At 44.1% G+C, this 24,062-nt stretch carries 22 protein-coding genes; 11 read left to right on the plus strand and 11 right to left on the minus strand.

The genetic code is table 11. The features are described 5' to 3' along the window. Nucleotides 1-4 precede the first annotated feature (4 nt). Complete coding sequence (locus tag HADU_RS14900) at nucleotides 5-1,717, minus strand: tetratricopeptide repeat protein (protein ID WP_005222911.1); 1,713 nt, start codon at nucleotides 1,715-1,717, stop codon at nucleotides 5-7. A gap of 79 nt (nucleotides 1,718-1,796) precedes the next feature. Between HADU_RS14900 and hemA the strand changes: the two genes are divergently transcribed. Continuing rightward, nucleotides 1,797-3,080: a glutamyl-tRNA reductase gene (hemA, locus tag HADU_RS14905; protein WP_008307612.1), complete on the plus strand. Its 1,284-nt coding sequence runs from the start codon at nucleotides 1,797-1,799 to the stop codon at nucleotides 3,078-3,080. A gap of 65 nt (nucleotides 3,081-3,145) precedes the next feature. On the opposite strand, the gene HADU_RS14910 is transcribed toward hemA, so the two are convergent. Beyond that, nucleotides 3,146-5,050 (minus strand): DNA primase, encoded by a 1,905-nt coding sequence (locus HADU_RS14910; RefSeq protein WP_008307613.1) that lies wholly within the window; start codon nucleotides 5,048-5,050, stop codon nucleotides 3,146-3,148. 190 nt (nucleotides 5,051-5,240) lie between these two features. After that, nucleotides 5,241-6,230, minus strand: coding sequence for an outer membrane protein assembly factor BamD (locus HADU_RS14915; protein ID WP_004814916.1), 990 nt, complete (start codon nucleotides 6,228-6,230; stop codon nucleotides 5,241-5,243). A 71-nt stretch (nucleotides 6,231-6,301) separates the two neighbouring features. On the opposite strand from HADU_RS14915, the gene rluD reads away from it, so the two are divergent. The 4 genes from rluD to carO all read left to right on the plus strand — a co-directional run bounded on the left by rluD (nucleotide 6,302) and on the right by carO (nucleotide 9,639). Next, nucleotides 6,302-7,354: a 23S rRNA pseudouridine(1911/1915/1917) synthase RluD gene (rluD, locus tag HADU_RS14920; RefSeq protein WP_008307615.1), complete on the plus strand. Its 1,053-nt coding sequence runs from the start codon at nucleotides 6,302-6,304 to the stop codon at nucleotides 7,352-7,354. Nucleotides 7,355-7,394: 40 nt separating this feature from the next. Next, nucleotides 7,395-8,135, plus strand: coding sequence for a peptidoglycan editing factor PgeF (gene pgeF / locus HADU_RS14925; RefSeq protein ID WP_008307617.1), 741 nt, complete (start codon nucleotides 7,395-7,397; stop codon nucleotides 8,133-8,135). Nucleotides 8,136-8,175: 40 nt separating this feature from the next. Further along, the gene (locus HADU_RS14930) at nucleotides 8,176-8,736 is read left to right on the plus strand and encodes a flavodoxin family protein (RefSeq protein ID WP_008307619.1); all 561 of its coding nucleotides are present in this window, start codon (nucleotides 8,176-8,178) and stop codon (nucleotides 8,734-8,736) included. A 204-nt stretch (nucleotides 8,737-8,940) separates the two neighbouring features. Next, nucleotides 8,941-9,639 carry an ornithine uptake porin CarO gene (carO, locus tag HADU_RS14935; protein WP_008307621.1) on the plus strand — a complete coding sequence of 233 codons (699 nt, stop codon included), beginning with the start codon at nucleotides 8,941-8,943 and terminating at the stop codon, nucleotides 9,637-9,639. Nucleotides 9,640-9,870: 231 nt separating this feature from the next. On the opposite strand, the gene HADU_RS14940 is transcribed toward carO, so the two are convergent. The 7 genes from HADU_RS14940 to HADU_RS14970 all read right to left on the minus strand — a co-directional run bounded on the left by HADU_RS14940 (nucleotide 9,871) and on the right by HADU_RS14970 (nucleotide 16,567). Continuing rightward, on the minus strand, nucleotides 9,871-10,794 hold the full coding sequence (locus HADU_RS14940; RefSeq protein ID WP_004815164.1) for a CysB family HTH-type transcriptional regulator: 924 nt from the start codon (nucleotides 10,792-10,794) through the stop codon (nucleotides 9,871-9,873). Nucleotides 10,795-10,848: 54 nt separating this feature from the next. Continuing rightward, nucleotides 10,849-11,910 carry a sulfate/molybdate ABC transporter ATP-binding protein gene (locus tag HADU_RS14945; RefSeq protein ID WP_004815165.1) on the minus strand — a complete coding sequence of 354 codons (1,062 nt, stop codon included), beginning with the start codon at nucleotides 11,908-11,910 and terminating at the stop codon, nucleotides 10,849-10,851. Nucleotides 11,911-11,921: 11 nt separating this feature from the next. Further along, entirely contained in the window at nucleotides 11,922-12,815 is an 894-nt protein-coding gene (gene cysW / locus HADU_RS14950; RefSeq protein ID WP_004892240.1) for a sulfate ABC transporter permease subunit CysW, read from the minus strand. Next, on the minus strand, nucleotides 12,812-13,645 hold the full coding sequence (cysT, locus tag HADU_RS14955; protein ID WP_004815168.1) for a sulfate ABC transporter permease subunit CysT: 834 nt from the start codon (nucleotides 13,643-13,645) through the stop codon (nucleotides 12,812-12,814). Before cysT ends, cysW begins: the two co-directional genes overlap by 4 nt. An 86-nt stretch (nucleotides 13,646-13,731) precedes the next feature. Then, a complete protein-coding gene (locus tag HADU_RS14960) occupies nucleotides 13,732-14,337 on the minus strand; it encodes an RBBP9/YdeN family alpha/beta hydrolase (protein ID WP_008307625.1) in 606 nt (201 codons plus the stop codon). 31 nt (nucleotides 14,338-14,368) lie between these two features. After that, nucleotides 14,369-15,382, minus strand: a complete 1,014-nt coding sequence (locus HADU_RS14965; RefSeq protein ID WP_004815172.1) for a sulfate ABC transporter substrate-binding protein — start codon at nucleotides 15,380-15,382, stop codon at nucleotides 14,369-14,371. 177 nt (nucleotides 15,383-15,559) lie between these two features. Further along, nucleotides 15,560-16,567 carry a sulfate ABC transporter substrate-binding protein gene (locus HADU_RS14970; protein WP_004815174.1) on the minus strand — a complete coding sequence of 336 codons (1,008 nt, stop codon included), beginning with the start codon at nucleotides 16,565-16,567 and terminating at the stop codon, nucleotides 15,560-15,562. Between the two features lie 160 nt (nucleotides 16,568-16,727). Here HADU_RS14970 and pabC point away from each other — a divergent pair, with 160 nt between their 5' ends. The 4 genes from pabC to HADU_RS14990 all read left to right on the plus strand — a co-directional run bounded on the left by pabC (nucleotide 16,728) and on the right by HADU_RS14990 (nucleotide 19,703). Beyond that, entirely contained in the window at nucleotides 16,728-17,540 is an 813-nt protein-coding gene (pabC, locus tag HADU_RS14975; RefSeq protein ID WP_004815176.1) for an aminodeoxychorismate lyase, read from the plus strand. 3 nt (nucleotides 17,541-17,543) lie between these two features. After that, complete coding sequence (gene mltG / locus HADU_RS14980; protein WP_008307628.1) at nucleotides 17,544-18,596, plus strand: endolytic transglycosylase MltG; 1,053 nt, start codon at nucleotides 17,544-17,546, stop codon at nucleotides 18,594-18,596. Between the two features lie 9 nt (nucleotides 18,597-18,605). After that, entirely contained in the window at nucleotides 18,606-19,211 is a 606-nt protein-coding gene (gene tmk, locus HADU_RS14985) for a dTMP kinase (RefSeq protein ID WP_008307630.1), read from the plus strand. Between the two features lie 69 nt (nucleotides 19,212-19,280). After that, a complete protein-coding gene (locus HADU_RS14990; protein ID WP_008307632.1) occupies nucleotides 19,281-19,703 on the plus strand; it encodes a PaaI family thioesterase in 423 nt (140 codons plus the stop codon). A 390-nt stretch (nucleotides 19,704-20,093) separates the two neighbouring features. Here the strand turns inward: HADU_RS14990 and nadB are convergent, their stop codons facing one another. Continuing rightward, nucleotides 20,094-21,737: an L-aspartate oxidase gene (gene nadB, locus HADU_RS14995; protein ID WP_171056686.1), complete on the minus strand. Its 1,644-nt coding sequence runs from the start codon at nucleotides 21,735-21,737 to the stop codon at nucleotides 20,094-20,096. 228 nt (nucleotides 21,738-21,965) lie between these two features. On the opposite strand from nadB, the gene HADU_RS15000 reads away from it, so the two are divergent. Together HADU_RS15000 and HADU_RS15005 are read left to right on the plus strand one after the other, a co-directional pair. Continuing rightward, entirely contained in the window at nucleotides 21,966-23,351 is a 1,386-nt protein-coding gene (locus HADU_RS15000; protein ID WP_004815187.1) for a Do family serine endopeptidase, read from the plus strand. Nucleotides 23,352-23,473: 122 nt separating this feature from the next. After that, the gene (locus HADU_RS15005) at nucleotides 23,474-23,929 is read left to right on the plus strand and encodes an acyl-CoA thioesterase (protein WP_004815189.1); all 456 of its coding nucleotides are present in this window, start codon (nucleotides 23,474-23,476) and stop codon (nucleotides 23,927-23,929) included. Nucleotides 23,930-24,062 lie beyond the last annotated feature (133 nt).

Consider the following 24,062-nt stretch of genomic DNA (forward strand, 5'->3'; position numbering starts at 1 on the left):
AGAATTAACTCGTTTTTATCGGTGGTGATAACAATAACGAATGAAGCTGCTTTAATTCAGGATCATCCGGATAATTTTGTTGTAATTGTTTAAAGACTTGTTGGAATTGTTCAATATCACCGTTCATGTACAGTGAGCGAGCCAGTCGTACGCCAATTTTTGCGCTCGGATTCAGGTTGTAGGCTTTTTCCCAAGCTAGAGCAGCATTAGCAAAGTCATTCTGCTGATAGCAGATAAAGCCGAAGGTGTCTAAAATTGAGGCTTGTTCAGGAGCATATTCCAGGGCCTGCTCGACATAACGACGGGCTTCTTCCAGACGACGGTTCTGCATTGCCAGTGTATAGGCATAGGCATTCAAATAAGCTGGATTATTCGGTTCAATGTCCAGTAAGCGTTTCAGCAACTGATCGAGCAGAAGACAATCCTGATGTGGATCTAACAATAGTACTTGAGCATAGACCAGTTCTGGATCATCTGGCAGGTTGTTACTGGCTTCCTCCAGTAGACGCAGGGCAGCTTTCTTGTTGTCCATCTTCTTTAAGATGTCCGCCTGAGCCAGATACAGGAAACTGGCATGTTGTGGATAATTAACCCGTTCCTGGGTCAGGAAACGCAGGGCATCTGTCAGTTTTTCCTGCTTGCTGAAGATAGAGATCATGTTACGCCTGGAAACGGTATACAGGCTGCCATCCACCAGACGGTAATAGGCCTTGGCAGTTTCATAATGCTGCTTACGCTCGGCATTGATCGCCAAATAATAATAAGCTTCATTCTGATACTGATCTGAGTAGCGCAGTTCGACCAGATATTTTTCTGCTTTGTCGTACTCTTCAAGGTCAATACTGGTCAGGCCTGCAATAAATAAGGCCTCTTCATGCGTAGGCCATTTTTTTAGAATAGTTTCCAGTTTTTGCAGGGCTAATCTAGTTTCATTGAGCTTGATCAGGTATTTGACTTCAGCCAGGCGCACTTCGATATTGTTGCGGTTTTTGTTGCTGGCTTTTTCATACCATTTTAAGGTCTGTTCCTGGTCATCTAAGGCCTGTAACAGATTGGCCTTCAGCAGAATATAGCCCGTAGATCTGGGACGCTTCTTTAGAGCACGATTAATGGTCAGCAGTGCCTGTTCAAACTGACCATTCTGGGCTTCCAGTCCTGCGACCAGGACAAGAATAGAGGGGTTATTTTTGGCTTTGCTGGAACTGAGTGCCTGTATCAGATAATTTCGATCTTCAGTATCTGTTGGGACGATTCCTGCAAGAATTTCTTCCAGATCGGCACTGTCATCAATCTGTAGAATTTTATCTAAGGTTTCTGCTGCCAGTTCATATTCGTGGGCTTTTAAGGCGATATGCGCCAGATAGAACATTGCTGGGACATCTTGTGGTTCCTGAACTACCCAATGTGTCGAAATATCAAGGGCTGCACGCAGATCATCATGTTCCAAAGCAACATTCAAGGCACGCTGTTTTACTGTGGTGGAATTGCTCTTGATGGCCAGTACAGTATAGTTATGTAGTGCAGTTGGAATGTCATTGGAAGCTAAAGCAAACTCGGCGATCATACTCTGTTTTATTGCTTCATAATTTGGGTTGGCATGGTAAACTGTTCCTGCTGCCTGAAGCTGGGCAGTGGAAGCCATGCTACCCACAAGTAAGAATGTGGTAGAATATTGCTTAATTGTATGGCCGTGACCACGGCTGTTGATATATCGCAATTTTTTCTTGATCCAAGTAATGCTTTTTATGACACCGATGTTGCACAATAGCATAAATTTAGTGAAATGATGACCTGATATGTCTTTCTTTGCATTGGGTGTCAACCATCAAACTGCCTCTGTAGAACTTCGTGAACAAGTCGCTTTTAATCCTGAAAAATTAAGTGTCTTGCTTGCTGAACAAAGCCAGCACCCTGAGCTGAATGACATGGTGGTGGTGTCTACATGTAATCGAACTGAAATCTACGCGATGTCTGACAATGTCGACATGGTGCTGAACTGGCTCGCCCAAAAAAATGGGGTCGATGTCAAGCAGCTGCAAAACCATGTGTATCGCTATGAAAATGCTCAGGCAGTTACACATCTGATGCGTGTCGCCAGTGGTCTGGATTCACTGATGTTAGGTGAACCGCAGATTCTGGGACAAGTAAAAACCGCTTTATCCTTGGCTAAAGAAGCTCATACCGTTTCGCCAAACCTCAACCGTATATTTGAATATGCCTTCTATGCAGCCAAACGTGTGCGTTCGGAAACTGCAGTGGGGAGTCATGCCGTATCGATGGGGTATGCGGTGGCACAGCTGGCGATCCAGGTTTTTTCCAAGCCAGAAAAACTGACCGTCATGATTGTTGCCGCAGGTGAAATGAATAGCCTGGTGGCCAAGCATCTGGCGGAAATGGGTGTCGGTAAGGTCATTATCTGCAACCGTACCCGCGCACGTGCTGAAAGTCTGGCACAGGAAATCGCGCATCGTGTCGATGTTGAAATTATTGAATTTGATCAGCTGGCAGCGAACCTGCATCGTGCTGATGTCATTTCCAGTTGTACCGGTAGTCTGCATCAGGTGATCCATTTTGCTGATGTCAAAGCGGCATTAAAGAAACGCCGTTACCAGCAAATGCTACTGGTTGATCTGGCTGTACCGCGGGATATCGATGCCAAGGTTGAAAAGCTGGATGGAGTCTATCTCTATGGTGTCGATGACCTGCAAAGCGTGATTGAGGAAAACCTGGCACAGCGTCGTCAGGCGGCGGTTGAAGCGGAAGTAATGGTCAATCAGCTGGCAACTGAACTGGTTACCCAACAGAAAGTAAATCTGGCAGGTGACACTATTCATGCCTATCGTGACTATGGTGAACAGTTACGTGAAGAAGAACTGGCCCATGCCATGCAACGTATTGCCAAAGGTGATCTGGCTGTAGAGGTACTGGTAGATTTATCACATCGTCTGACTCAAAAGCTGCTGCATCCCACTTCGATCGTACTGCGTGAAGCCGCCAAGGCTGAAGACCCGAGCTGTTTTGAGATGGTACAGCATACCTTGCATGAGGTCATGCTAAAACGCCGTAAACCAAAGCACTAGATGTTTTCGATCCAATAAAAAATGGAGATCTACAGATCTCCATTACTCAACTTAAAATAAGAAAATTATTCTTCAAGCAGTGTCATCGTACGCTTCCGGTCAATCTCAAAAATCTGCAACTTCAGATTCTTCATTTCTTCAATACTGCTAAATTTCTTCGACTTAATCTTGTTTTTTAAACATTGATATTGCAGCTTGGTCGAGAAATCAGCTGCCAGCTTGTCTGCCTGTTCAGGAGAAGAGGTATAGTCGCTGACATTGGCATGTTGCAGGATGTGCTGTAATTCATGGTGATGTGCGGCACAGGCACCGAGTACATAATAAGTCGACAATTCTGGATCATCTGGTAGATCATCAAAAATCACATTCAGAATATTCAAGATCTTATAGAGCAATTGGTCCGGTGAAACCAAGGCACGCAATGGTTCAAAATGAATGTACAAATAGGGATGATTCAGCAAGATTGCAATTACATATTCTTCAGCATCAATCTTAGTACTAAAGCTTAAGCTTGCGTCATTATTAACCTTGGGTTGCCATTTGCGGTTAAAGCCCAGTTTTTCCCGGAAAAACTGTTGCAACAGATAGCGATAAGAACCTTGCTTTGGTAATAGCTCGGTTAGCTGACGCAACTCTGCCATGACCTGGCTTTTACCCTCAGGTGTGGTCACATCATGGTTTTGGGCCAGATGAGCAAATACAAAATCGGATAACAGCGGAGCCTGATCTAATAGACGGCGAAAGTTTTCAATGCCTTCTCGACGGATCAATGAATCTGGATCATGGTCATTTGGCAGTACAAAGAACTTCAGCTCACGACCATCATTGAGTAACGGCAGGGCAATCTCAAGTGTACGTCGTGCCGCTTTCTGACCGGCAGCATCACCGTCAAAGGCAATAGTAATACGATGATTCTGCTTGAACAGGATATTCAGATGTTCGGTATTACTGGCAGTCCCCAGTGTCGCCACAGCACCATGAATGCCATATTGTTGCAAGGCAATGACATCCATGTAGCCTTCGACCATCAGCCACTCTTGGGCTTTCTGCTTACGGCCCTCATACAGGCCATACAGCAACTGGTTCTTATGGAAAACTTCCGAATCCGGCGAGTTGATATATTTAGGCTTGATTTCATCATTGAGCGCACGGCCACCAAAGCCGACCACGCGACCTTTCGCATCTCGAATCGGGAAAATCACCCGGTCACGAAGCAGGTCGAAATCACGACCATTGTCGCTGGTACGAATCAAACCTAAGAGCTTGAGACCTTCAATATCCTGCGGGAAAGCTTTTTCCAGGTGCTGCCAGTCTTCCGGTGCATAACCGAGTCGCCAGTAAGCAATCGTTTCTGCGGTTAGACCACGCTGTTTAAAATATTGCTGGGCACTTGGACTGTTGGGTAATTGGCGCTCATAAAACTGCGCGATATTTTCCAGCAGGTCGTATAAGTTGCCATCCGCTTGTGCTTCTGCTGCAGGCATCTGCTCAAAAGCGGCAAAAGGATCATCCGTATAAAATTCGGCTTCAGGTACCTGAATTTCAGCAAATGGATCAAAATAAGCAGGTTGTTCGGATACTGGATTTGTAGATGTATCTGCAGTTTTTGCTGGTGGCGTAGCAACCGGTTTTGGTTTGGCTTCACGCTTATATTTAAGCTTGCTGGATTCCTGATTATCTTTAGGTAATTCAATGCCGGTCTGACTGGACAGGTCTTTCATCACTTCAATGAAATTACGGTTGCCAATGTCCATTAAAAAACGGATGGCATTCCCATTGGCCTGACAGCCGAAACAGTGAAAATACTGCTTGTCACGGTAAACGTGGAAAGAAGGCGATTTTTCCTGATGGAAAGGGCAACAGCCCGAATAGGTACGGCCAGTTTTTTTTAATTTCACGAATTGACCAATCACATCGACAATGTCGGTGCGATCGAGAATCTGATCAATCGTATGTTGAGGAATGGCCATAGTCTGCTGAGCTTCTCGTGCTGCGTTTATAAGGTGTAAATCATTGAAAAATTAAGAGTAGGAATTAAGCCGGCTCTATATAAATTCCTTTGTATACCTTTTGCACGATTTGTTCAAGCGCTGCTCAGAAATGGCAAAAGGGCAAGTATGATACCTTGCCCTTTGCAAAATTGCACCTGTAACAGTCGGCTTATTCAGCAGTCGGCTCAGGCTGTTCAGTTTCAGTGTTTTTAGGGCGATCTAACAAACCAAATGACATGCGATTGGTCAGGCTGCGTTCCTGTTTTGGTTCCGGAATATTGTCAGAACCTGAGTAGGTACGCGCTTCTTTACCGAAGATCCCTAAGGTTGCACGGTTAAAGAAACTGCCTTCACTGCGTGCTGAACTTAAGTCCACTGTACCATCGGCATTCACCAGATTTGGATAGTTCAGTTTCAGCACTTCGATATATTGCTGTGAAGTGGCTTTATCACCGAGCTTGTCATAGCCGTAGGCAATGGTCGCCAGAGCTTCTGGAGTTTGTGGCACTTGTGGGTAGTGTTCAATCACCCATTGCGCACGTTCAACAGCCGCAAGGTAAGCTTTACGCTTGATATTAAAACGCGCCGCATTCATTTCGTGCTCAGCCAGTTCCTGACCAATAAACTTCATACGTTGAGCAGCATCAACTGCATATTCGCTTGAAGGATAGCGACGAATGAAATCGACGAAGTTCTGATAAGCCACTTTCAGATAGCTGACATCGCGGTGTGACTGTTTCAGTTTGGTATAGCGCAGCAGACCGTTATAGTTCTGCTCCATGTTGGCTACACCACGCACATAGTAGGCATAGTCCACATTTGGATGTTGTGGATTCAGGCGGATGAAGCGTTCAGCCAATGCTACTGCACCTTCAAAATCCTTTTGCTGGAATTTGACATAGATCAGATCCAGTTGCGCCTGAGCTGCATACTGACTGGTAGGGAAATAGGTTTCCAGACCTTCAAGCTGACGTGCAGCATCACTATATTGCTGACGATCAAGCGCTTTTTGTGCTTTTTGAATATAAACCTGTTCGCTGGCTTCAGGGCCTTTATCCACGACGTCTTTTTTTGTTGGATTACTGCTACAGCCTACCATTGCCGATGCAACGCCTAACGTAATTGCAAGCATTGTCATTTTATAATGTGGTAGCGACATAAAAATTCCTCTGTTAATACGGGCAATGAGCTACAATTGCACTATTAAACCACTTTTGTCTGAATGAGCAAATGAGTCAAGCACAATCTTCCAATTCTAATTTCCCTGAAACTGATTTTAATTTACTTGAAGATTCTGAGGATGCAGATAACCATACTTCAGACACAACTGCAACACGTTTAGCGTTGCAATTTCAAGTGGATGAAACCTATCTGGGCCAGCGTATCGATCAGGTTGCCGCGCTCGTATGGAGCGATTTTTCCCGCGAAAAGCTGAAACAGTGGATCAAAGACGGTAATTTATTGGTCAATGGCCAGCCTGTAAAGCCTAAATATAAATGTGATGGCTTTGAAACGCTTACATTAAATGTTGAACTTGAAGCACAGACCCGCAGCCTTCCTGAAGATATTCCACTGGATATCATCTATGAAGATGATGACATTATTGTGGTCAACAAACCAGTTGGCATGGTCGTACATCCGGGTGCAGGCAATAGTTCTGGTACTTTGGTGAATGCCTTATTGCATCATTATCCAAAATCAGCAGAACTGGCGCGTGCCGGTCTGGTGCACCGTATCGATAAAGATACCTCGGGTTTACTGGTCGTTGCGAAAAACCTTGAAGCGCAATTCTCTTTAAGCCGTCAGCTTGAGAAAAAATCGGTGTACCGCGTTTATGATCTGGTTGTGTATGGCAACATCATTGCCGGCGGTACCATTGATGAGCCAATCAAACGTCATCCGGTAGATCGTGTCAAAATGACCGTACTTCCAGGTGGCAAAGATGCAGTCACGCATTACAATGTGAAAGAACGCTTCCAGCACTTTACCCGTGTTCAAGCGCGTCTGGAAACTGGTCGTACTCACCAGATCCGTGTGCACTTTAGCTATATCGGTTATGGTCTGGTGGGTGATCAGGTGTATATGCCGCGTGTCCGTATGCCAGCCGGTGCTTCACAGTTGCTTGAAGATACCTTGCGTGGCTTTAAACGTCAGGCACTGCATGCTGCGACTTTAGGTCTGAAACATCCACGGACCAAAGAAGAAATGACCTTTAATGCGCCGTGGCCAGAAGATTTCACCAATCTGGTTGAAGTACTGCGCAGCGAAAACAAGGCTTATTAATTTCTTCATTTCCAGCATTGGTCATTAAAAGGAAAGAGACATGCAATTTGTACAAGGTTTGCCTCAAGGCGTTTATGTAGGGCAGACCCGTGTTCATCATGAACAGGTACAGCCATCGGAGCAGCCAGAATTGGCGGGCTTTAATCTGGCATTGCATGTCAATGACAATCCGGCGCGTGTGCAAAAACATCGCATCCAGTTGCTAAAAGACTTCCAGCCTTTTGGCGTGGATAAAATCACCTGGATGACCCAAACCCATAGCACGATTTGTCATACCATCAATGAGAAGATGCCATTTGAGGCGCTGATCGGTGATGGTCTGGTGACGCAGCGCAAAGCGCACGCCTTGATGATGATGACCGCAGACTGTTTACCTGTGGTACTGGGAAATGCAGATGGCACAGAAGTTGCCAATTTACATGCAGGCTGGCGCGGGCTGGCAGGTGGGATTGTGGAAAATACAGTTACTGCCATGCAAACTCCGCCGACCTGGGCCTGGCTCGGGGCGGCCATTAGTCAGCCATGTTTTGAAATTGGCGCTGAAGTAAAAGCTGCTTTTTGTAGTAAATATCCTGAACTGGACAGTGCATTTCAGGCCGGTGAACAGGCAGGTAAATATTATGCCGACCTGTATGCGATTGCGCGTTATATCTTGCAGCAACACGGCATAAATACCGTATTGGGCGGGGATCAGTGTTCTTATCGCCAGCCAGAGGAATATTTTTCTTATCGCCGTGAAGCCAAAACCGGACGCATGGCAACATTCGTGTTTATGGCATGAAAATGTTAAACTTGATTGAAATTCTTGGTTTTTGATTGTTATGTCCCTATCTTCCCAATCTGTTGCGATTGTTTATCACAGTCCTTATGGACACACGGCTAAAGTGGCAAACTTCATTGCCAAAGGCGCACAAAAAACTGGTGTCCAAGTGCATATGATGAATGTGGAACAGGTGGATTGGGAGGTGCTAGACGCTGCCGATGCAATTGTATTTGGCTGTCCGACCTATATGGGTAGTCTGACTTCTGCCATGAAGTTATTTATGGAGCAGTCGTCCAAGCGCTGGCTGGCACGTAGCTGGCAAGGCAAGCTGGCAGCAGCTTTTACCAATGGTGGTGGCTTAAGTGGGGACAAGCTGGCTGTCTTGCAGCAGATTAATCTGTTTGCGATGCAACATGGCATGTTGTGGTCAGGTCTACCGTTAATGCCGACAGGTCGATCCACTACCGATTTGAATCGCATGTCGAGCTTTCTGGGCCTCATGACCCAATCTGACAATGCACCTGTTGAAGTAACCCCACCTGAAGGGGATTTAAAAACTGCGCTGTGGTTCGGTGAATATATTGCCTTGACGCTGGCCCGTATGAATCTGAAGGCTTAGTTGGATTCATAAAAAAACCTCCATTTTATCTAATTAAGATGACTGTGCAAAAAACCTCATGAAAATCATATAAAAGGCATCAAATGTATCAAAAGTTTACATAAACTCAGCAAAACTTGAATAAAGAGTGAGCAGATTGTGAATTAAGATGCAGGCATAACGAAGAGTAAAAACGTTAAAAATAATTTTTTTGAGGAGACATAGATGAAAACTTTTGCTAAATATTTTGCGCTGTCTGTACTTACGGCAGCAACTACTTCCGTCATGGCAGCTGATGAAGTCATTGTAACCGATGAAGGCGTTGCGGAATTCTCTTTCTTTAAACCTGCTGCCGTTCGTGCTGAAGTCGGTACTACCGGTTATGGTGGTGCAATTTCCTGGAGTGCTAACCCATATGTAGGTGTAACTTTAGGTTATAACGGCGGTGATATTTCCTGGTCAGACGATGTTGAAGTAGACGATGTGAACTATGATGTAGACATGGACAATAATTTGACTTATTTAAATGCAGAAATTCGTCCTTGGGCTAACTGGTTCTATATGGCATTTGGGGTAGGGTATCTTGATCAACAATATGGTTTATTAGCACGTAATGATGGCGGTACTATTGAAGTAAATGGTGAAGATACAGGTCTAGAGCGATTAGGTTATGATCTAGATTACAGTAATAAAATTGCCCCTTATGTAGGTATCGGTTTCTCTCCAGCAATTACTAATCGTTGGGGCTTGTTTGGAGAATTAGGAGCGTATTATGCCGGTAATCCAACCGTTACCAATGTAAATTATTATGGTGGAACTCCAACTGATGTTGCTCTAGTAGAAGAGCACATTAATGAAGTACGTAATGATGATAAATACGAATGGCTTCCAGTAGCTAAACTGGGTGTAAGCTTCCGTTTCTAATGACTAGATTCAAGAAAAACGAGCTTCGGCTCGTTTTTTTATATCTATCAATTATTAAATTAATTTATGTATTTAATCTTACTTCAATAAATCAAGCTAAAAGTCCAGAAGGTTCTTAATTTTTAAATATTCTTCTGAAGCTCAATTATACCTGTATTTCAAACATACTTAGTTGAAACAAGCATAAAAATGAGGCTAAAAAGCCTCATTTCATCTATTTAAATTTTTAAATTAGTCATCCGGATAAGCTACTTTTTTTAGTGCTCGAATGTCTGCATCTGGAGAGCAAAGCGAGATAAATTCGTAGCCATAACCACGTAATAAATGGCCTTTACGTACAGCAATCCATGTTGTATTTACACCAAAAATATCAGTTTTAATCTGTTTTAAGCGATAATCACGTTCTGGGTCGTATGCCACATCATTGACAATACCGACACCCATATTCAGCTCTACATAAGTTTTGATTACGTCGGCATCTAGGGCGGACATTACGATATCCACATCAAAACCTGCTTCTTCAAAAGCGGTATCGATTTTAGAACGGCCTGTAAAACCACCGTGATAAGTGATGATCGGATAATTCGCCAGATCTTCAATACGTATATTATCTTTCTTGGTTAATGGGTGGTTTTGAGGCGTGATAATGCTGTGTTGCCAGTTATAGTACGGCACACTGGCCAGGTTATCTTCAGTCGTTAAGGCTTCAGTCGCAATCCCGATGTCTGCTTCACCTTGTAGCAGCATTTCGGTAATTTCAACCGGACTGGCCTGTTGCAGAATCAGATGAACTTTTGGAAATTCTTTTTTGAATTGATTTACGATCGGCGGTAATACATAACGTGCCTGGGTATGCGTTGTCGCAATGGTCAATGTCCCTTCATCAACCTTGTTAAAGTCATCTGCCAGACGTTTGATATTGTCAGCATCGACCAGCATGCGTTCCACAATTCCGAGCAGTGCCTGACCTGGTTCAGTCAGACCGAGTAGACGCTTACCTTTACGGATGAACAACTGTACACCAAGTTCATCTTCCAGGTCTTTAATATGCTTACTCACACCCGATTGTGAGGTATACAGTGCTGCAGAAGCTTCAGTTAAATTAAAGTTTTGACGAACAGTTTCTCGAATAATTCTTAATTGTTGGAAATTCATTTTCTATATACCCTATAAGCGGATGGGGCTGAAATGGCCCCATCTGAATGTGTCTTAAGCAACCTGATTCGCAAATAAATGCAGGTTAAGTGGACTTAACCATACAGTCTGATTTGGTCGGAATTGATGCGCTCGCGCTTCTTCCGGTGTTAGTGAAATTTCAATCAGGTTACCCTGACGGTCATTCAGTTCTGCAACGACTTTACCGGCAATCCATAATTCACGAATAAAGGTCGCCTGAATTGCATTGTCCTGTGGCTGAGCGGAGATACGCAGTTCATCAGGGCGGGCGAATACAATGACATCACCTTGTGGATGTTGTTGTGCCGCAGCAAACTGGATGCGATCTTCACCCAACTGAATGATGCCGCCATTATTTTGACCTTCGAAACGGTTGGCTTGACCCAAGAAGTCGAACACGAATGGCGTTTTCGGGGTTTCATATACTTCACGTGGTGAACCAATCTGTTCGACATTACCTTTGTTCATCACCACGATTTGATCTGCAACTTCCAGTGCTTCTTCCTGGTCGTGCGTCACGAAGATAGAAGTGATATGCAGCTCATCATGCAGGGTACGTAACCAGCGACGCAGTTCTTTACGCACTTTCGCATCTAGCGCACCAAAAGGTTCATCTAGTAATAGTACGCGTGGTTCAACCGCTAGGGCACGCGCAAGCGCAATACGCTGACGCTGACCACCAGATAATTGAGCAGGGTAGCGATCTGCCAGAAAGCCCAGTTGAACCAGATCCAGTAAACGGGTAACACGTTTCTTGATTTCAGTCTCTGATGGACGGGTTGAACGTGGGCGAACACGTAAACCAAATGCCACGTTGTCATACACTGTCATATGACGGAACAACGCATAGTGCTGGAAGACAAAACCGACTTCACGTTCACGCACATGGACGTTGGTTGCATCCTGACCTTCCAGAATGACCTGACCACCATCTGCAGATTCAAGACCAGCGATAATACGCAGCAGGGTGGTTTTACCACAGCCTGAAGGACCCAAAAGAGCTACTAACTGGCCATCCGGGAAATCCAAAGAAATATTATTCAGTGCATGGAATGCACCAAAGTGTTTTTCAATATTTTTAACTTGAATACTCATGTAGGCATTCCTTAAGAAACTGTTAAATCGTCATTACGTTTGTTTTGTTTTTCCTGACGCATTTCTACCCAGGTTTTAAGCACCAGGGTTACAATTGCGAGGAGAGCCAGGAGCGAAGACACAGCAAACGCAGCACTAAAGGTATATTCGTTATAGAGAATTTCGACATGTAGCGGCAAAGTATTGGTTTCACCGCGGATATGACCGGATACTACCGATACCGCGCCGAACTCACCCATGGCACGTGCATTACACAGAATTACGCCATAGATTAGACCCCATTTAATATTTGGCAGGGTCACTTTCCAGAAGGTTTTCCAGCCTGATGCACCGAGTACAATAGCAGCTTCTTCCTCTTCGGTGCCTTGAGCTTCCATTAAAGGAATCAATTCACGCGCTACGAAAGGTACCGTAATAAAGATGGTGGCCAAAACAATTGCGGGTACGGCATACAGGATCTTAATGTCATTATCCATTAACCAGCTGCCCATCCAGCCTTGGGTACCGAAAATCAGCACTAGCATCATACCGGCGATGACCGGTGATACCGAGAAGGGTATATCGATAATCGTGGTCAGAATGGACTTGCCCGGGAAGTTAAACTTCGCCACTGACCAGGCAGCAGCCACACCAAATACCACGTTTAACGGTACTGCAATTGCAGCAGTTAATAGTGTTAGTTTTACCGCAGATAATGTGTCTGGATGAACCAGTGCCTGAGTATATACCCCCACGCCTTGCTTGAATGCTTCAACAAAGACCAATACCAGCGGCAGAATCAGGCAGCTTAAAAAGAAGATTAGCGCAATTGTGAGCAGGGTATAACGTACCCATTTTGGCTCGCGAGTTGCATCACGGGATTGCAGCTTTTCAGCAAGTGCATTGCTGTTGGTATTTAAACTCATCGTGCAGTTCTCCCTGTGCGACGGCTAGCCCAAGCTTGTAACAAGTTAATCAGGAACAGCATCACAAATGAAATCAATAGCATCACGACAGCAATCGTGGTTGCACCCGCATAGTCATATTCTTCCAGACGCGAGATAATCATGAGTGGAGCAATTTCCGTTTTAAACGGCTGGTTACCGGCAATAAAGATGACCGAACCGTATTCACCCACGCCACGTGCAAATGCCAGGGCAAAGCCTGTAATCAATGCGGGTAGCAGAATCGGGAAAATAATTTTGGTCACGATTTGGAAGCGGTTTGCCCCGAGCGCAGAAGCAGCTTCCTCAAGTTCAGTTTCCAGATCAGACAGCACCGGCTGAACCGTACGCACCACAAAAGGAATGCCAATAAAGATCAGCGCCAGCGTAATACCTATTGGGGTATAAGCCACTTGAATACCTATTGGTTCCAGATACTGACCGATCCAGCCTGTAGGTGCATACAGTGAAGTTAATGCAATACCGGCTACGGCAGTTGGCAGGGCAAATGGTAAATCCACTAGAGCATCAATAATACGTTTACCTGGGAAGCTATAACGTACCAGACACCAAGCCAGTAACAGACCAAAAACAACATTGATCAGGGCTGCGATAATGGCGGCACTAAAACTCAGCTGAAGTGACTTGAGAATACGTTCAGAGCTCAGGATTTCCCATAAGCCATCCCAGCCGATGCCAAGCGATTTAATAAATACGGCAGACAGCGGAATAAGAACGATTAATGACAAATACGCTAGGGTAAAGCCTAGAGATAGACCAAATCCTGGCAGCACTCGGGATCGCTGCGACATGATTACTCCTCAAAAGAGAGAATGCTGATTGAATACAACCAGCGAATATTAAAAATGAAATTTGCGACAAGCATAATTTGCAACATCTAAAATGCAAATTTAAAAAAATACTTGCCTTCATCAGTATTACTGATATGTTGCATCGGCATCTCTGAATTTAGGTATTGTTTAATTTCAGGGAAGGGGCCAAAGCCCGAAGCAACATTGACATGACCGACGGCGCCCAGATTAACCGGCTGAATTTTCCAGGATCGGGCAAAAGCATGTGCATCTTCAAAACTCAGCCAAGGATCATTTTCACTGATCAGCATGATGGTCGGAACCTGAAGCTTGAGCTGATGGAAATAAGCGCTGTAATCTGTTTGGCTATCACGTACAAAGCCATTTTCACCAAAACGGGCCGGATTGGCCGGAGCCACCAGAACCAGCTTTTTAATTTTTCGACAAAGTTCTGGATGCTGGTCAAGTGCTGCAAGACTGGTCAGGCAGCCAAAGCTGTGCGCTACGATTTCAATATCATCTTCAATTTGCTGTACAGATTTGACAAACTGCGCTACCCAGCTACTCAGTGCCGGATGGTTCCAGTCTTGCTGTTGAACACGGGAGCATTGCATCAGACCACGTTGCAACCAGGATTGCCAGTGATCATGTTCACTGCCACCTACACCTGGAACAATGAGGGTATGTATCATGCGAATGCTCCTTATCTGTTCAATGCAAAACTTATTTTGCTGTATTGGCTTTCACGATTTGATCGAAAATGCCGCCATTTTCAAAGTGAGCCTTTTGCACTTTGTCCCAACCACCAAATTCCTGATCAATAGTCACCAGTTTTAGTGGCTTGAAGACCTGACTGTACTTTGCCAGTACTTTTTCATTGCGTGGGCGGTAGAAGTTACGTGCTGAAATTTCTTGACCTAGTGGTGAGTAGAGGAAGTTCAGGTAACCCTGTGCCAGGTATTTGTTGCCTTTTTTCGCTACTGTTTTTTCTACGATCGCAACTGGTGGCTCAGCCAGAATAGACAAAGAAGGTGTGATGATTTCAAACTTGCCGGGTTGTTCACGAAGTGCTAGATGCGCTTCATTTTCCCAAGCCAGTAATACGTCACCGATACCGCGTTCAGCAAATGTCGTTGTTGAACCACGTGCACCTGAATCTAGGACTTTGGTCTGCTTATAGATTTTGCGAACAAATTCTTGTGCTTTGGCATCATTACCGCCTGGGAGGTGTTTTGCATAAGCCCACGCTGCCAGATAATTCCAACGCGCCCCACCAGAGGTTTTTGGATTTGGTGTAATGATTGCGACATTAGGTTTAACCAGATCGCCCCAGTCTTTAATATTCTTTGGATTGCCTTTACGCACCAGGAATACGATGGTTGATGTATACGGTGTAGAGTTGTGAGGCAATTTTTTTTGCCAATCCGCAGGGAGTAATTTGGCTTTTTCTGCAATAACGTCGATATCAGCAGCCAGTGCTAATGTCACTACATCAGCTTCCAGACCATCAATTACGGCACGTGCCTGTTTACCAGAACCACCATGTGACTGTTTAAAGTTAATAGTTTGGCCCGTACGGCTTTTCCAGTATTTGCCAAATTCTTTGTTGACGTCTTCATAGAGTTCACGCGTCGGATCATAAGAGACATTCAGAAAATCCCGCGCTGCTGCACCAAAAGAAGTTGCTGAAACAACAGCAGCCAAAACCCCAATTTTTAATTTTGTTGTAATGCTCATGTGAACCTCAAACTCTTACACGTTTTGTAACATGAGTGAAGAATAAACTTATTCTTTATGCATAAAAAATAATTAAAAATGAATTTTATATGAAAATAAAAGATAAGTGGGTAAGTACGTATCTGAAACAAAAATAGCCTCATTAAATAAGGCCATTAACGCTGCATTTATAAGACTTTATTTTGCACTGTTTGCTTTTACGATCTGGTCAAAGATACCGCCATTGTCAAAGTGTTGCTTCTGAACCTTAGTCCAGCCTCCAAATTCTTTATCAATCGTAACCAGTTTTAGTGATTTAAATACATGACTGTATTGCTTTAACACGGCTGCATTACGAGGACGGTAGAAGTTCTTTGCTGCAACGGCTTGGCCAGCAGGTGAGTACAGATAGTTGAGGTAGGCTTTAGCCAGATTTTCATTACCATCTTTCTTGGCATTCTTTTCTACAATTGCCACAGGTGGTTCAGCCAGAATAGACAGAGAAGGCGTGATGATTTCAAACTTGCCGGGTTGTTCACGAAGTGCCAGATGTGCTTCATTTTCCCAAGCCAGCAATACATCACCAATGCCGCGTTCAGCAAATGTCGTTGTTGCACCACGTGCGCCAGAATCCAGTACTTTTGTCTGTTTATAAATCTGGCGAACAAATTCTTGTGCCTTGGCATCATTACCCCCTGGCTGGTGTTTTGCCCATGCCCAAGCTGCCAGGTAGTTCCAGCGCGCGCCACCAGAAGTCTTCGGGTTTGGCGTAATAATATCTACACCCGGTTTAACCAGGTCGCCCCAGTCCTTAATGCCTTTCGGATTGCCTTTTTTGACTAAGAAAACAATTGTTGAGGTATATGGTGTCGAGTTTTGCGGGAATTTCTTCTGCCAGTCTGTCGGTAACAGGCCACGTTTAGCAATTTCATCAATATCTGCTGCCAGAGCCAGTGTAACGACATCTGCATCCAGACCATCAATCACGGCACGTGCCTGTTTGCCTGAACCGCCATGTGATTGTTTAAAATTAATATCTTGGCCAGTAGATTTTTTCCAGTAAGCACTGAATTCTTTGTTAAAGTTGTCGTACAATTCGCGAGTTGGGTCATAGGATACATTTAAGAAATCCTTTGCAGACACACTAAATGCAGTCGCTGAAATCAGTGCTGCAAGTACCCCAATTTTTAATTTACGGACGTTCATATTTGCCTCAAGTGTTCTTGGTTTTTGTTGGATGGGGCAAGAATAGCTGGAGTTTTTTTACATAAAAAATAATTAAAAAAGAATTTTATGTGAGTAAAACAGATATGTGGATGCAGTATAGCTTTGTATGCTGTGACATCGACCTGAGAGGTGGGAAATCATGCTGTGTTTTAAAAATGCACAACAAGTCAATCAGATAGATTTGCTTGATCGCGCCTTTCATTATGGCGATGGCTGCTTTACTACAGCCCGGATTCGCAATAACCGTATTGAACTGCAGGAACGGCATTTATCACGCCTGCATATAAGCAGTCAGAAAATGCAGCTACAAGCGGACTTAAACCTGATTGATGCAACCTTAGAACAATTACGTGAATTAACTTCTAGCTTAAACGGCACCTTGAAAATTATTCTGAGTCGGGGCATTGGCCAGCGCGGCTATAGCTTGCCAGACCATCCAGCAGATGTTTGGCTGTATTACTATCCGCAAATGCTTCATGAGCATCACTTTGAGCAGATTGAAAGTGGTGTCTTAAATACTGCCCTTGGTCTGTGTATGCCGCAATTAGTTGGGTTAAAAACACTGAATCGTTTAGAGCAGGTCATGCTCAAACAGGAAGCAGATCAGCAGGGTTGGAGTGAAGCACTGGTTTGTGATGTGCAGGGTGAAATTGTTGAAGGGGTGAGCAGTAATTGTTTTTTAAGGATAAACAACACGTGGATTACTCCGGAACTTCGCTATAATGGCGTTACCGGGGTAATGCGTGCCGAGATTCTGGAACGTATGTTGCAGCAAGGCATTATTTGTGAACAGCGCAGTCTGGATTTGAATGAAATTTCTTCTATTCAGAGTCTATTCTTCTGCAATGCACTGAGCCCTATGAAAATTGTTACTCAATTTGAACAAAAAACACTGGATACAGAAGTCTGTATTGAGTTATTTCATCGTCTTCATTTACATCAGATCATTTAAAATATGTCCGCCAGCAAATCCACACGAAAAAAGAAAAATAAAGCGAAATCAGCTTTTCCACTTAAAGGTGTATTGGTCGTTGTCTTGGGTCTTGTATTGATCTTGGCCGTGATTCTCAAAAGCAGCCTGTTTAGAGATTATCCGGTTGAAGGTAAAAAACAGATGCTGGCGATCAGTGCTGGGGATACCTATTCTGGCTTTATTGACCGTCTGGCGAAAGAAGGTCATGTCAGCTTTCCGATCCTTTTGAAAGTTTATCAGCGCTTCATCATTCATGACACGATGAAAGCAGGTGTTTATGAAGTACGCGATGGCATGAGTATCCGTCAGGTGCTGGAAATGATTTCCAATTCGGAAAATGCCCAGATGAACCGTATTCTGGTAATTGAAGGTACCACTTTCAAACAGCTGATCGATACTTTAAAGAAAGATGATTTAGTCACGAAAGAAGTAGTAAATCTGCCAACTGATCAATTGTTGAAAGAGTTAAATATTCCGTTTGATCATCCTGAGGGTTTATTTGCACCGAATACCTATTTCTTTGCCAAAGGTGAAACCGATCGTAAGATTCTGACAGATTTGTATCGTCATCAGATGCAGTCTTTAGATGAGGCTTGGAAAAACCGTGCCAGTGATTTGCCTTATCAGAATAAATACGAAGCACTGATTATGGCCTCGATTATTGAAAAAGAAACCAGTCTGGATAGCGAACTGGAGCAGGTGTCTGGTGTATTTGTACGCCGTCTGAAAATGGGAATGCGCTTGCAAACTGACCCAACCGTGATTTATGGCATGGGAGATAAATATCAAGGCAATATTACCCGTCAGGATCTGCGCACACCGACAGCATATAACACCTATACCATTTCAGGCTTGCCGCCAACACCAATTGCCCTGCCGAGCAAAAAAGCGATTGAAGCAGCGATGCATCCAGATAATTCACAAAATATTTACTTTGTTGCAACGGGTAATGGTGGGCATAAGTTCAGCACGAATCTGCAAGATCACAATAGAGCAGTGCAGGAATATCTCACTGTTTTACGTTCAAAAAATTAAGGAGTGAGCATGTTTATCAGCTTTGAAGGCACTGAAGGTGTAGGGAAAACCACGCTCATTCGTCGTATCTATGATGATTTTGTTGCACAGGGCAAAGAAGTGGTGTTGACCCGTGAACCGGGTGGCACGCCGATGGCCGAACAGATCCGTTCACTATTGCTGGCGGTGAATCATGAAGAAGCCATGTGTAATGACACTGAGCTGTTATTGATGTATGCCGCACGAGCACAGCATTTAGCACAGGTTATTCTGCCTGCGCTTAAGGCAGGTAAGATAGTCTTGTGTGACCGTTTTACTGATGCCAGTTTTGCCTATCAATGTGCAGGGCGTGGACTCAGTGAAGCCAAGCTGAATTTACTGAATGATAATTTCGTGGCACGTATGCCAGATGTCACTTTCTGGCTGGATGCGCCAATTGAACTAGGCATGAACCGTGCCCGTGAACGTGGTGCGCTGGATCGTTTTGAACAGGAGAAAGTCTCTTTCTTTGAGAAAGTAAGAAGCGGTTATGAAACTTTGTGGCAGCGTCATTCGCAACGTATGAAGCGTCTCGATGCGACTCAAGCTCCAGAGCAGGTTTTTGCTCAAGCCATGGCAGAATTACAGGTGGTCTGAGCAGTCAGATTAAAACCAGTTCAATTCTTTAAAAATCTTCTATATTGTTTTTAATACGGAAGATTTTTTATGAAAAGTACACTTGAACAGATCCAGCAGTTTTTAGAAGTAGAATTTCCGCAAAGCCTTGAGTATTGTGAGGTCATTAATGTACAGCTTCAAAACTCAACTGTCCGTTACCGTGTGAGTGATAGTCAGTTGCGTCCAGGTGGTACGATTTCTGGGCCAACCATAATGACGATTGCGGACTTTGGTTTGTATATCGCAATTTTAGGAGAGATTGGTCTGATAGGGTTGGCTGTCACCACCAATATCAATATTAATTTTTTGCGTAAGCCGGATGGACAGCGTGATCTGATTGGAAAATGTCGCCTGATAAAAGTTGGAAAAGCGCTTATTGTCGGGGAAGTTTGGGTCTATTCAGAAGGTATGGAAGAACCTGTTGCACATGTCACCGGAACTTATTCGATTCCGCCTAAATCAGTATCTTAATCACATAAAATAAAAGAACTATATTTTTCATAATGATAAAAATAAATAAATTCAATTAGGTGGGTTTTAATTTTTTATTTATACAGCTAATTTTGGAACGGCGATACAAAAGCTGGCCCTGCGCAAATAATGAGGCACAATTGACCGGAAGATTGGGAAGGTCAATGGCAACCGCAGATCATAAAATGGACAGCTATTTCAGCAGAAACTGCATCCATTTGCGGAAAAACTGCTAGAGAGACTTAATGAGCTCACATCAGACTGCACGCCGTCGTTATGTTTATACTCAAGTGATGGGTTTAGATTTATCTCAAAATCTTGAAAGCCGCAATCAAGATATATAGCAAATAAAAACCGGATCATGAGATCCGGTTTTTTACACTTAAGTGTTTAAACTTCTGCTGTATTCACCAATGGCTGTTCCACTTTAAAACTTGGGGCAATCAGTACGGTTTTGCGTAACTCAGGTAACTGTTCCGGATAGTCCAAGGTATAGTGCAGACCACGGGATTCTTTACGCTGCATGGCACAGCGCACAATCATCTCCGATACCAGCACCAGATTACGCAGTTCTATCAGGTTTTTGCTGACCTGATAATCCTGATAATATTCGGTAATTTCTTTTTTCAGCATTTCAATCCGGTGCAAGGCACGTTCCAGACGCTTGGTGGTACGGACAATGCCTACATAGTTCCACATGGTCTGACGCAGCTCATCCCAGTTTTGCAGAATCACTACATCTTCATCCGGATTAGTTACCTGTGAATCATCCCAGGCTGGGACTTCAGGTATGGATTGGTCCGCTTTAAAATTTTCCTGAATATGCTTGGCTGCACTCATGCCATAAACAAAGCATTCAAGCAGTGAATTACTGGCCATACGATTCGCGCCATGCAGGCCGGTATATGAAGTCTCTCCAATAGCATATAGGCCAGCAATATCAGTCTGACTATTCTCATCAACCACCACACCGCCACAGGTATAGTGTGCTGCGGGTACGACCGGAATCATTTCCTTGGTGATATCAATTCCCAGCTCTAATAGGCGTGCATACAGCGTCGGGAAGTGCTCTTTAATAAAGTCTTCATCTTTATGGGTAATGTCCAGCCAGACATGACGGATCCCCAGGCGTTTAATTTCATAGTCAATGGCACGCGCCACGATGTCACGCGGTGCCAGTTCAGCACGTTCATCAAAACGCAGCATGAAACGTTCACCATCCGGTAGACGTAAGTATGCTCCTTCACCACGCATGGCTTCAGTAATCAGGAATGAACGCGCTTGCGGGTGGTATAAACAGGTCGGATGAAACTGGTTAAACTCCATATTGGCGACACGGCAGCCGGCACGATAAGCCATCGCAATACCGTCACCAGTGGCAATATCTGGATTGGAGGTATAAAGATACGCCTTCATTGCACCACCACAGGCTAGGGCAGTAAATGGTGCTAGGAAAGTATGTACCTGTTCGGTGTGTTCATCCAATGCATACAGGCCGAGTGCCCGGTTTTCACCTGCATGACCAAGCTTTTTGGAGCAGATCAGATCAATCGCAATATAATTTTCAAAGATATGAATATTCTGCTTTTCTTGGGCGCGCTGTACCAAAGTAGTGGAAATTGCACGTCCTGTAGCATCTGCTGCGTGAATAATACGGCGCTGAGAATGGCCCCCTTCACGGGTCAAATGCAGTTGTTCCTGTTCATCTAGTGTGAACTGCACGCCATGCTTAAGCAGGAAATCGACTGAAGGCTTGCCCCCTTCAACGGTCTGCTTGACTGCATCCATTTCACACAATTGTGCCCCGGCAATCATGGTGTCATCGATATGCTGCTCGAGAGAATCCATTTCATCAAGTACAGCTGCCACACCCCCCTGGGCATAAAATGTACTCGCATCCGTAAGCGTTGATTTGGCTAAAACTGCAATATTAAAATGTTCTGGTAAAGATAAGGCTAAACTTAAGCCGGCGCCGCCGCTGCCCACAATAATCACATCAAAATGATGTGTCGTGTGTAAATTAGACATGACTATTCAGCTAACTGAAAAAAAGTCCGGCTATCACAGCGCTTTTTTGTACAAAAGGCAAGCATTTATCTACCCATAAATTTATGAAAAAAAGTAATGAAAGCTGAAACTTAAGTCTTTAAAAATGGCATAATATCAGCAAGTAGAATAAGAACATTTCGTTACTTAAATTTTGTATAGTTTATGATAAAACTAATTTAAATAGGTTTATCAGTCATTTGAGTGAATAAATATATGAAAATCTTGGATGTTAAACACGGAATATTTGCAGCAACGTTAACAATGACAGCATTGCAGGCGGGGGCAGCCACTCCAGTTGATTTTTCAAATCTGGTTGCACAAGTCAGTCCGGCAGTGGTGAGTGTCAATGTTGTTAAAAAAATGTCCGAAGAAGAGCTATTACAACAACAAATTCCAGATATTTTGCGCCGTTTCTTTGGTAATCAGGTCATTATTCCTCAGCCACGTGCGCCTCAAGAAAAAACAGGATATGGCAGCGCCTTCTTTATCAGTAAAGACGGCTATTTGCTGACTAATCACCATGTGATTGAAAATGCATCCAAGGTGACCATTACCTTAAATGACCGTCGTGAAATTGATGCGACAGTTGTAGGTAGCGATGAACGTACTGACGTGGCTTTACTTAAGGTCAATGGTGCAGGTTTCCCGGAGTTACGCACGGGAGATGTCGGGCGTTTACGTGTCGGTGAGCCTGTACTCGCCATCGGTTCACCATTTGGTTTTGACTATTCGGCTTCTGCCGGAATTGTCAGCGCCAAGATGCGTAATATGATGGGTGAAACTGCAGTGCCATTCATTCAGACTGATGTAGCTTTAAACCCGGGGAATTCTGGTGGGCCGCTGTTTAACCAGCACGGTGAAGTAGTCGGGGTGAATTCACGTATCTTTAGTGGAACTGGCGGTTATATGGGCTTGTCATTCTCCATTCCAATTGATGTCGCAATGGAAGTGGCAGACCAGTTGAAACGCAATGGTAAAGTTACCCGTTCTTATCTGGGCGTAAGCTTGCAAGATATTGACCGTAATCTGGCAGAATCTTATAAGCTGTCTAAGCCGGAAGGTTCATTGGTAACCCAGATTGCACCCAACTCGCCAGCGGCCAAAGCAGGCTTACAGGCTGGAGATGTCATTCTTAAATATAACGGGACTGATATTTCTCGTACCAGTGAATTGTTGAATTACTTAAACCGTTCTGCACCAAAACAGCAGATCCAGTTAGAAGTATTGCGTGATGACAAACGCCGTAATATCAATGCCACTTTAAGTGCAGCACCGGACGATACCCCAGCGAATGCCAGCAATCAGGCGCAACCAAATAAAGGGCCAGTCATCGGGGTAACTATTCGTAACCTGACACCAAATGAAATGAGTAGTTTAGATATCAAAGGTGGTGTAGTGATTCAGGATGTGCGTCCAGGTGGGGTTGCGGCACAAGCACGTATTATGCCGAATGATGTGGTGACCAATATTAATGGAAAGACTGTTCTGAACAGTAACCAGTTTGTGGAAACTGTATCTGAATTAAACAAAGGCAGCGTCGCGCGGGTAACACTCATCCGTCAAGGACAGCGCGTGATCGTCGGTATGCGAGTCTCATAAACGCATCATTGGTTGGTAAAAACCGTCTGAACTCAGGCGGTTTTTTTAATATTTGGCAATTTACCCTGCAAATAAAATCTGTAGACTCTAAGTCGCTATATGATCTAAAGGATAAGCAACGCGTGAAGGGTATTTTTGACCTGAAGTTAACAGTAAAACCAGAACATATTGATATCTTGGGGCATGTAAATAATGTGGTCTATGTGCAGTGGATGCAGGATGTTGCAACCGCGCATATTGAACAGATCGGTTTGGGTCTAGAGCAGTACCTGGAACTAAAGCATGCTATGGTCGCAGTTGAGTATCATGTGCAATATCGTAAGGCAGCATTTGAAGGTGATGAGCTGATTTTGCGTACTTGGTTAAATGATATCAATGCACTCTATTCATTCCGCCAATATGCCTTCTATCGCCCGGCAGATCAGAGTCTACTATTTACAGGGAGTACGCAATGGGCCTGTGTGGAAATTGCCACTGGTCGTCCGAAGCGGATGTCACCAACATTTACCCAAGCTTATCAACCCTTATTAGCAGATATCAATCCTTTGGATTTTAGTCAGTTGTATCTGGCAGATTAAATATCAGCAATGAAGCAGACTTAAATGTGGTTGTATGTATTTAATGACAATCGCTCTGATATTGCCAAAACTTGGTTAGAGCGATTTCATGGCAAACAAAGTAGTGGAATGAGCGACGAAAATATAATTCTTT

Origin of the sequence: Acinetobacter sp. HA (assembly GCF_000264725.1) — a bacterium.
Taxonomy (GTDB): domain Bacteria; phylum Pseudomonadota; class Gammaproteobacteria; order Pseudomonadales; family Moraxellaceae; genus Acinetobacter; species Acinetobacter schindleri.

Coding starts and splice junctions, on each gene's coding strand:
- hemA (WP_008307612.1), top strand. CDS start 1,797: ATGTCTTTCTTTGCATTGGGTGTCAACCATCAAACTGCCTCTGTAGAA.
- HADU_RS14910 (WP_008307613.1), bottom strand. CDS start 5,050: ATGGCCATTCCTCAACATACGATTGATCAGATTCTCGATCGCACCGAC.
- HADU_RS14915 (WP_004814916.1), bottom strand. CDS start 6,230: ATGTCGCTACCACATTATAAAATGACAATGCTTGCAATTACGTTAGGC.
- rluD (WP_008307615.1), top strand. CDS start 6,302: ATGAGTCAAGCACAATCTTCCAATTCTAATTTCCCTGAAACTGATTTT.
- pgeF (WP_008307617.1), top strand. CDS start 7,395: ATGCAATTTGTACAAGGTTTGCCTCAAGGCGTTTATGTAGGGCAGACC.
- HADU_RS14930 (WP_008307619.1), top strand. CDS start 8,176: ATGTCCCTATCTTCCCAATCTGTTGCGATTGTTTATCACAGTCCTTAT.
- carO (WP_008307621.1), top strand. CDS start 8,941: ATGAAAACTTTTGCTAAATATTTTGCGCTGTCTGTACTTACGGCAGCA.
- HADU_RS14940 (WP_004815164.1), bottom strand. CDS start 10,794: ATGAATTTCCAACAATTAAGAATTATTCGAGAAACTGTTCGTCAAAAC.
- HADU_RS14945 (WP_004815165.1), bottom strand. CDS start 11,910: ATGAGTATTCAAGTTAAAAATATTGAAAAACACTTTGGTGCATTCCAT.
- cysW (WP_004892240.1), bottom strand. CDS start 12,815: ATGAGTTTAAATACCAACAGCAATGCACTTGCTGAAAAGCTGCAATCC.
- cysT (WP_004815168.1), bottom strand. CDS start 13,645: ATGTCGCAGCGATCCCGAGTGCTGCCAGGATTTGGTCTATCTCTAGGC.
- HADU_RS14960 (WP_008307625.1), bottom strand. CDS start 14,337: ATGATACATACCCTCATTGTTCCAGGTGTAGGTGGCAGTGAACATGAT.
- HADU_RS14965 (WP_004815172.1), bottom strand. CDS start 15,382: ATGAGCATTACAACAAAATTAAAAATTGGGGTTTTGGCTGCTGTTGTT.
- HADU_RS14970 (WP_004815174.1), bottom strand. CDS start 16,567: ATGAACGTCCGTAAATTAAAAATTGGGGTACTTGCAGCACTGATTTCA.
- pabC (WP_004815176.1), top strand. CDS start 16,728: ATGCTGTGTTTTAAAAATGCACAACAAGTCAATCAGATAGATTTGCTT.
- mltG (WP_008307628.1), top strand. CDS start 17,544: ATGTCCGCCAGCAAATCCACACGAAAAAAGAAAAATAAAGCGAAATCA.
- tmk (WP_008307630.1), top strand. CDS start 18,606: ATGTTTATCAGCTTTGAAGGCACTGAAGGTGTAGGGAAAACCACGCTC.
- HADU_RS14990 (WP_008307632.1), top strand. CDS start 19,281: ATGAAAAGTACACTTGAACAGATCCAGCAGTTTTTAGAAGTAGAATTT.
- HADU_RS15000 (WP_004815187.1), top strand. CDS start 21,966: ATGAAAATCTTGGATGTTAAACACGGAATATTTGCAGCAACGTTAACA.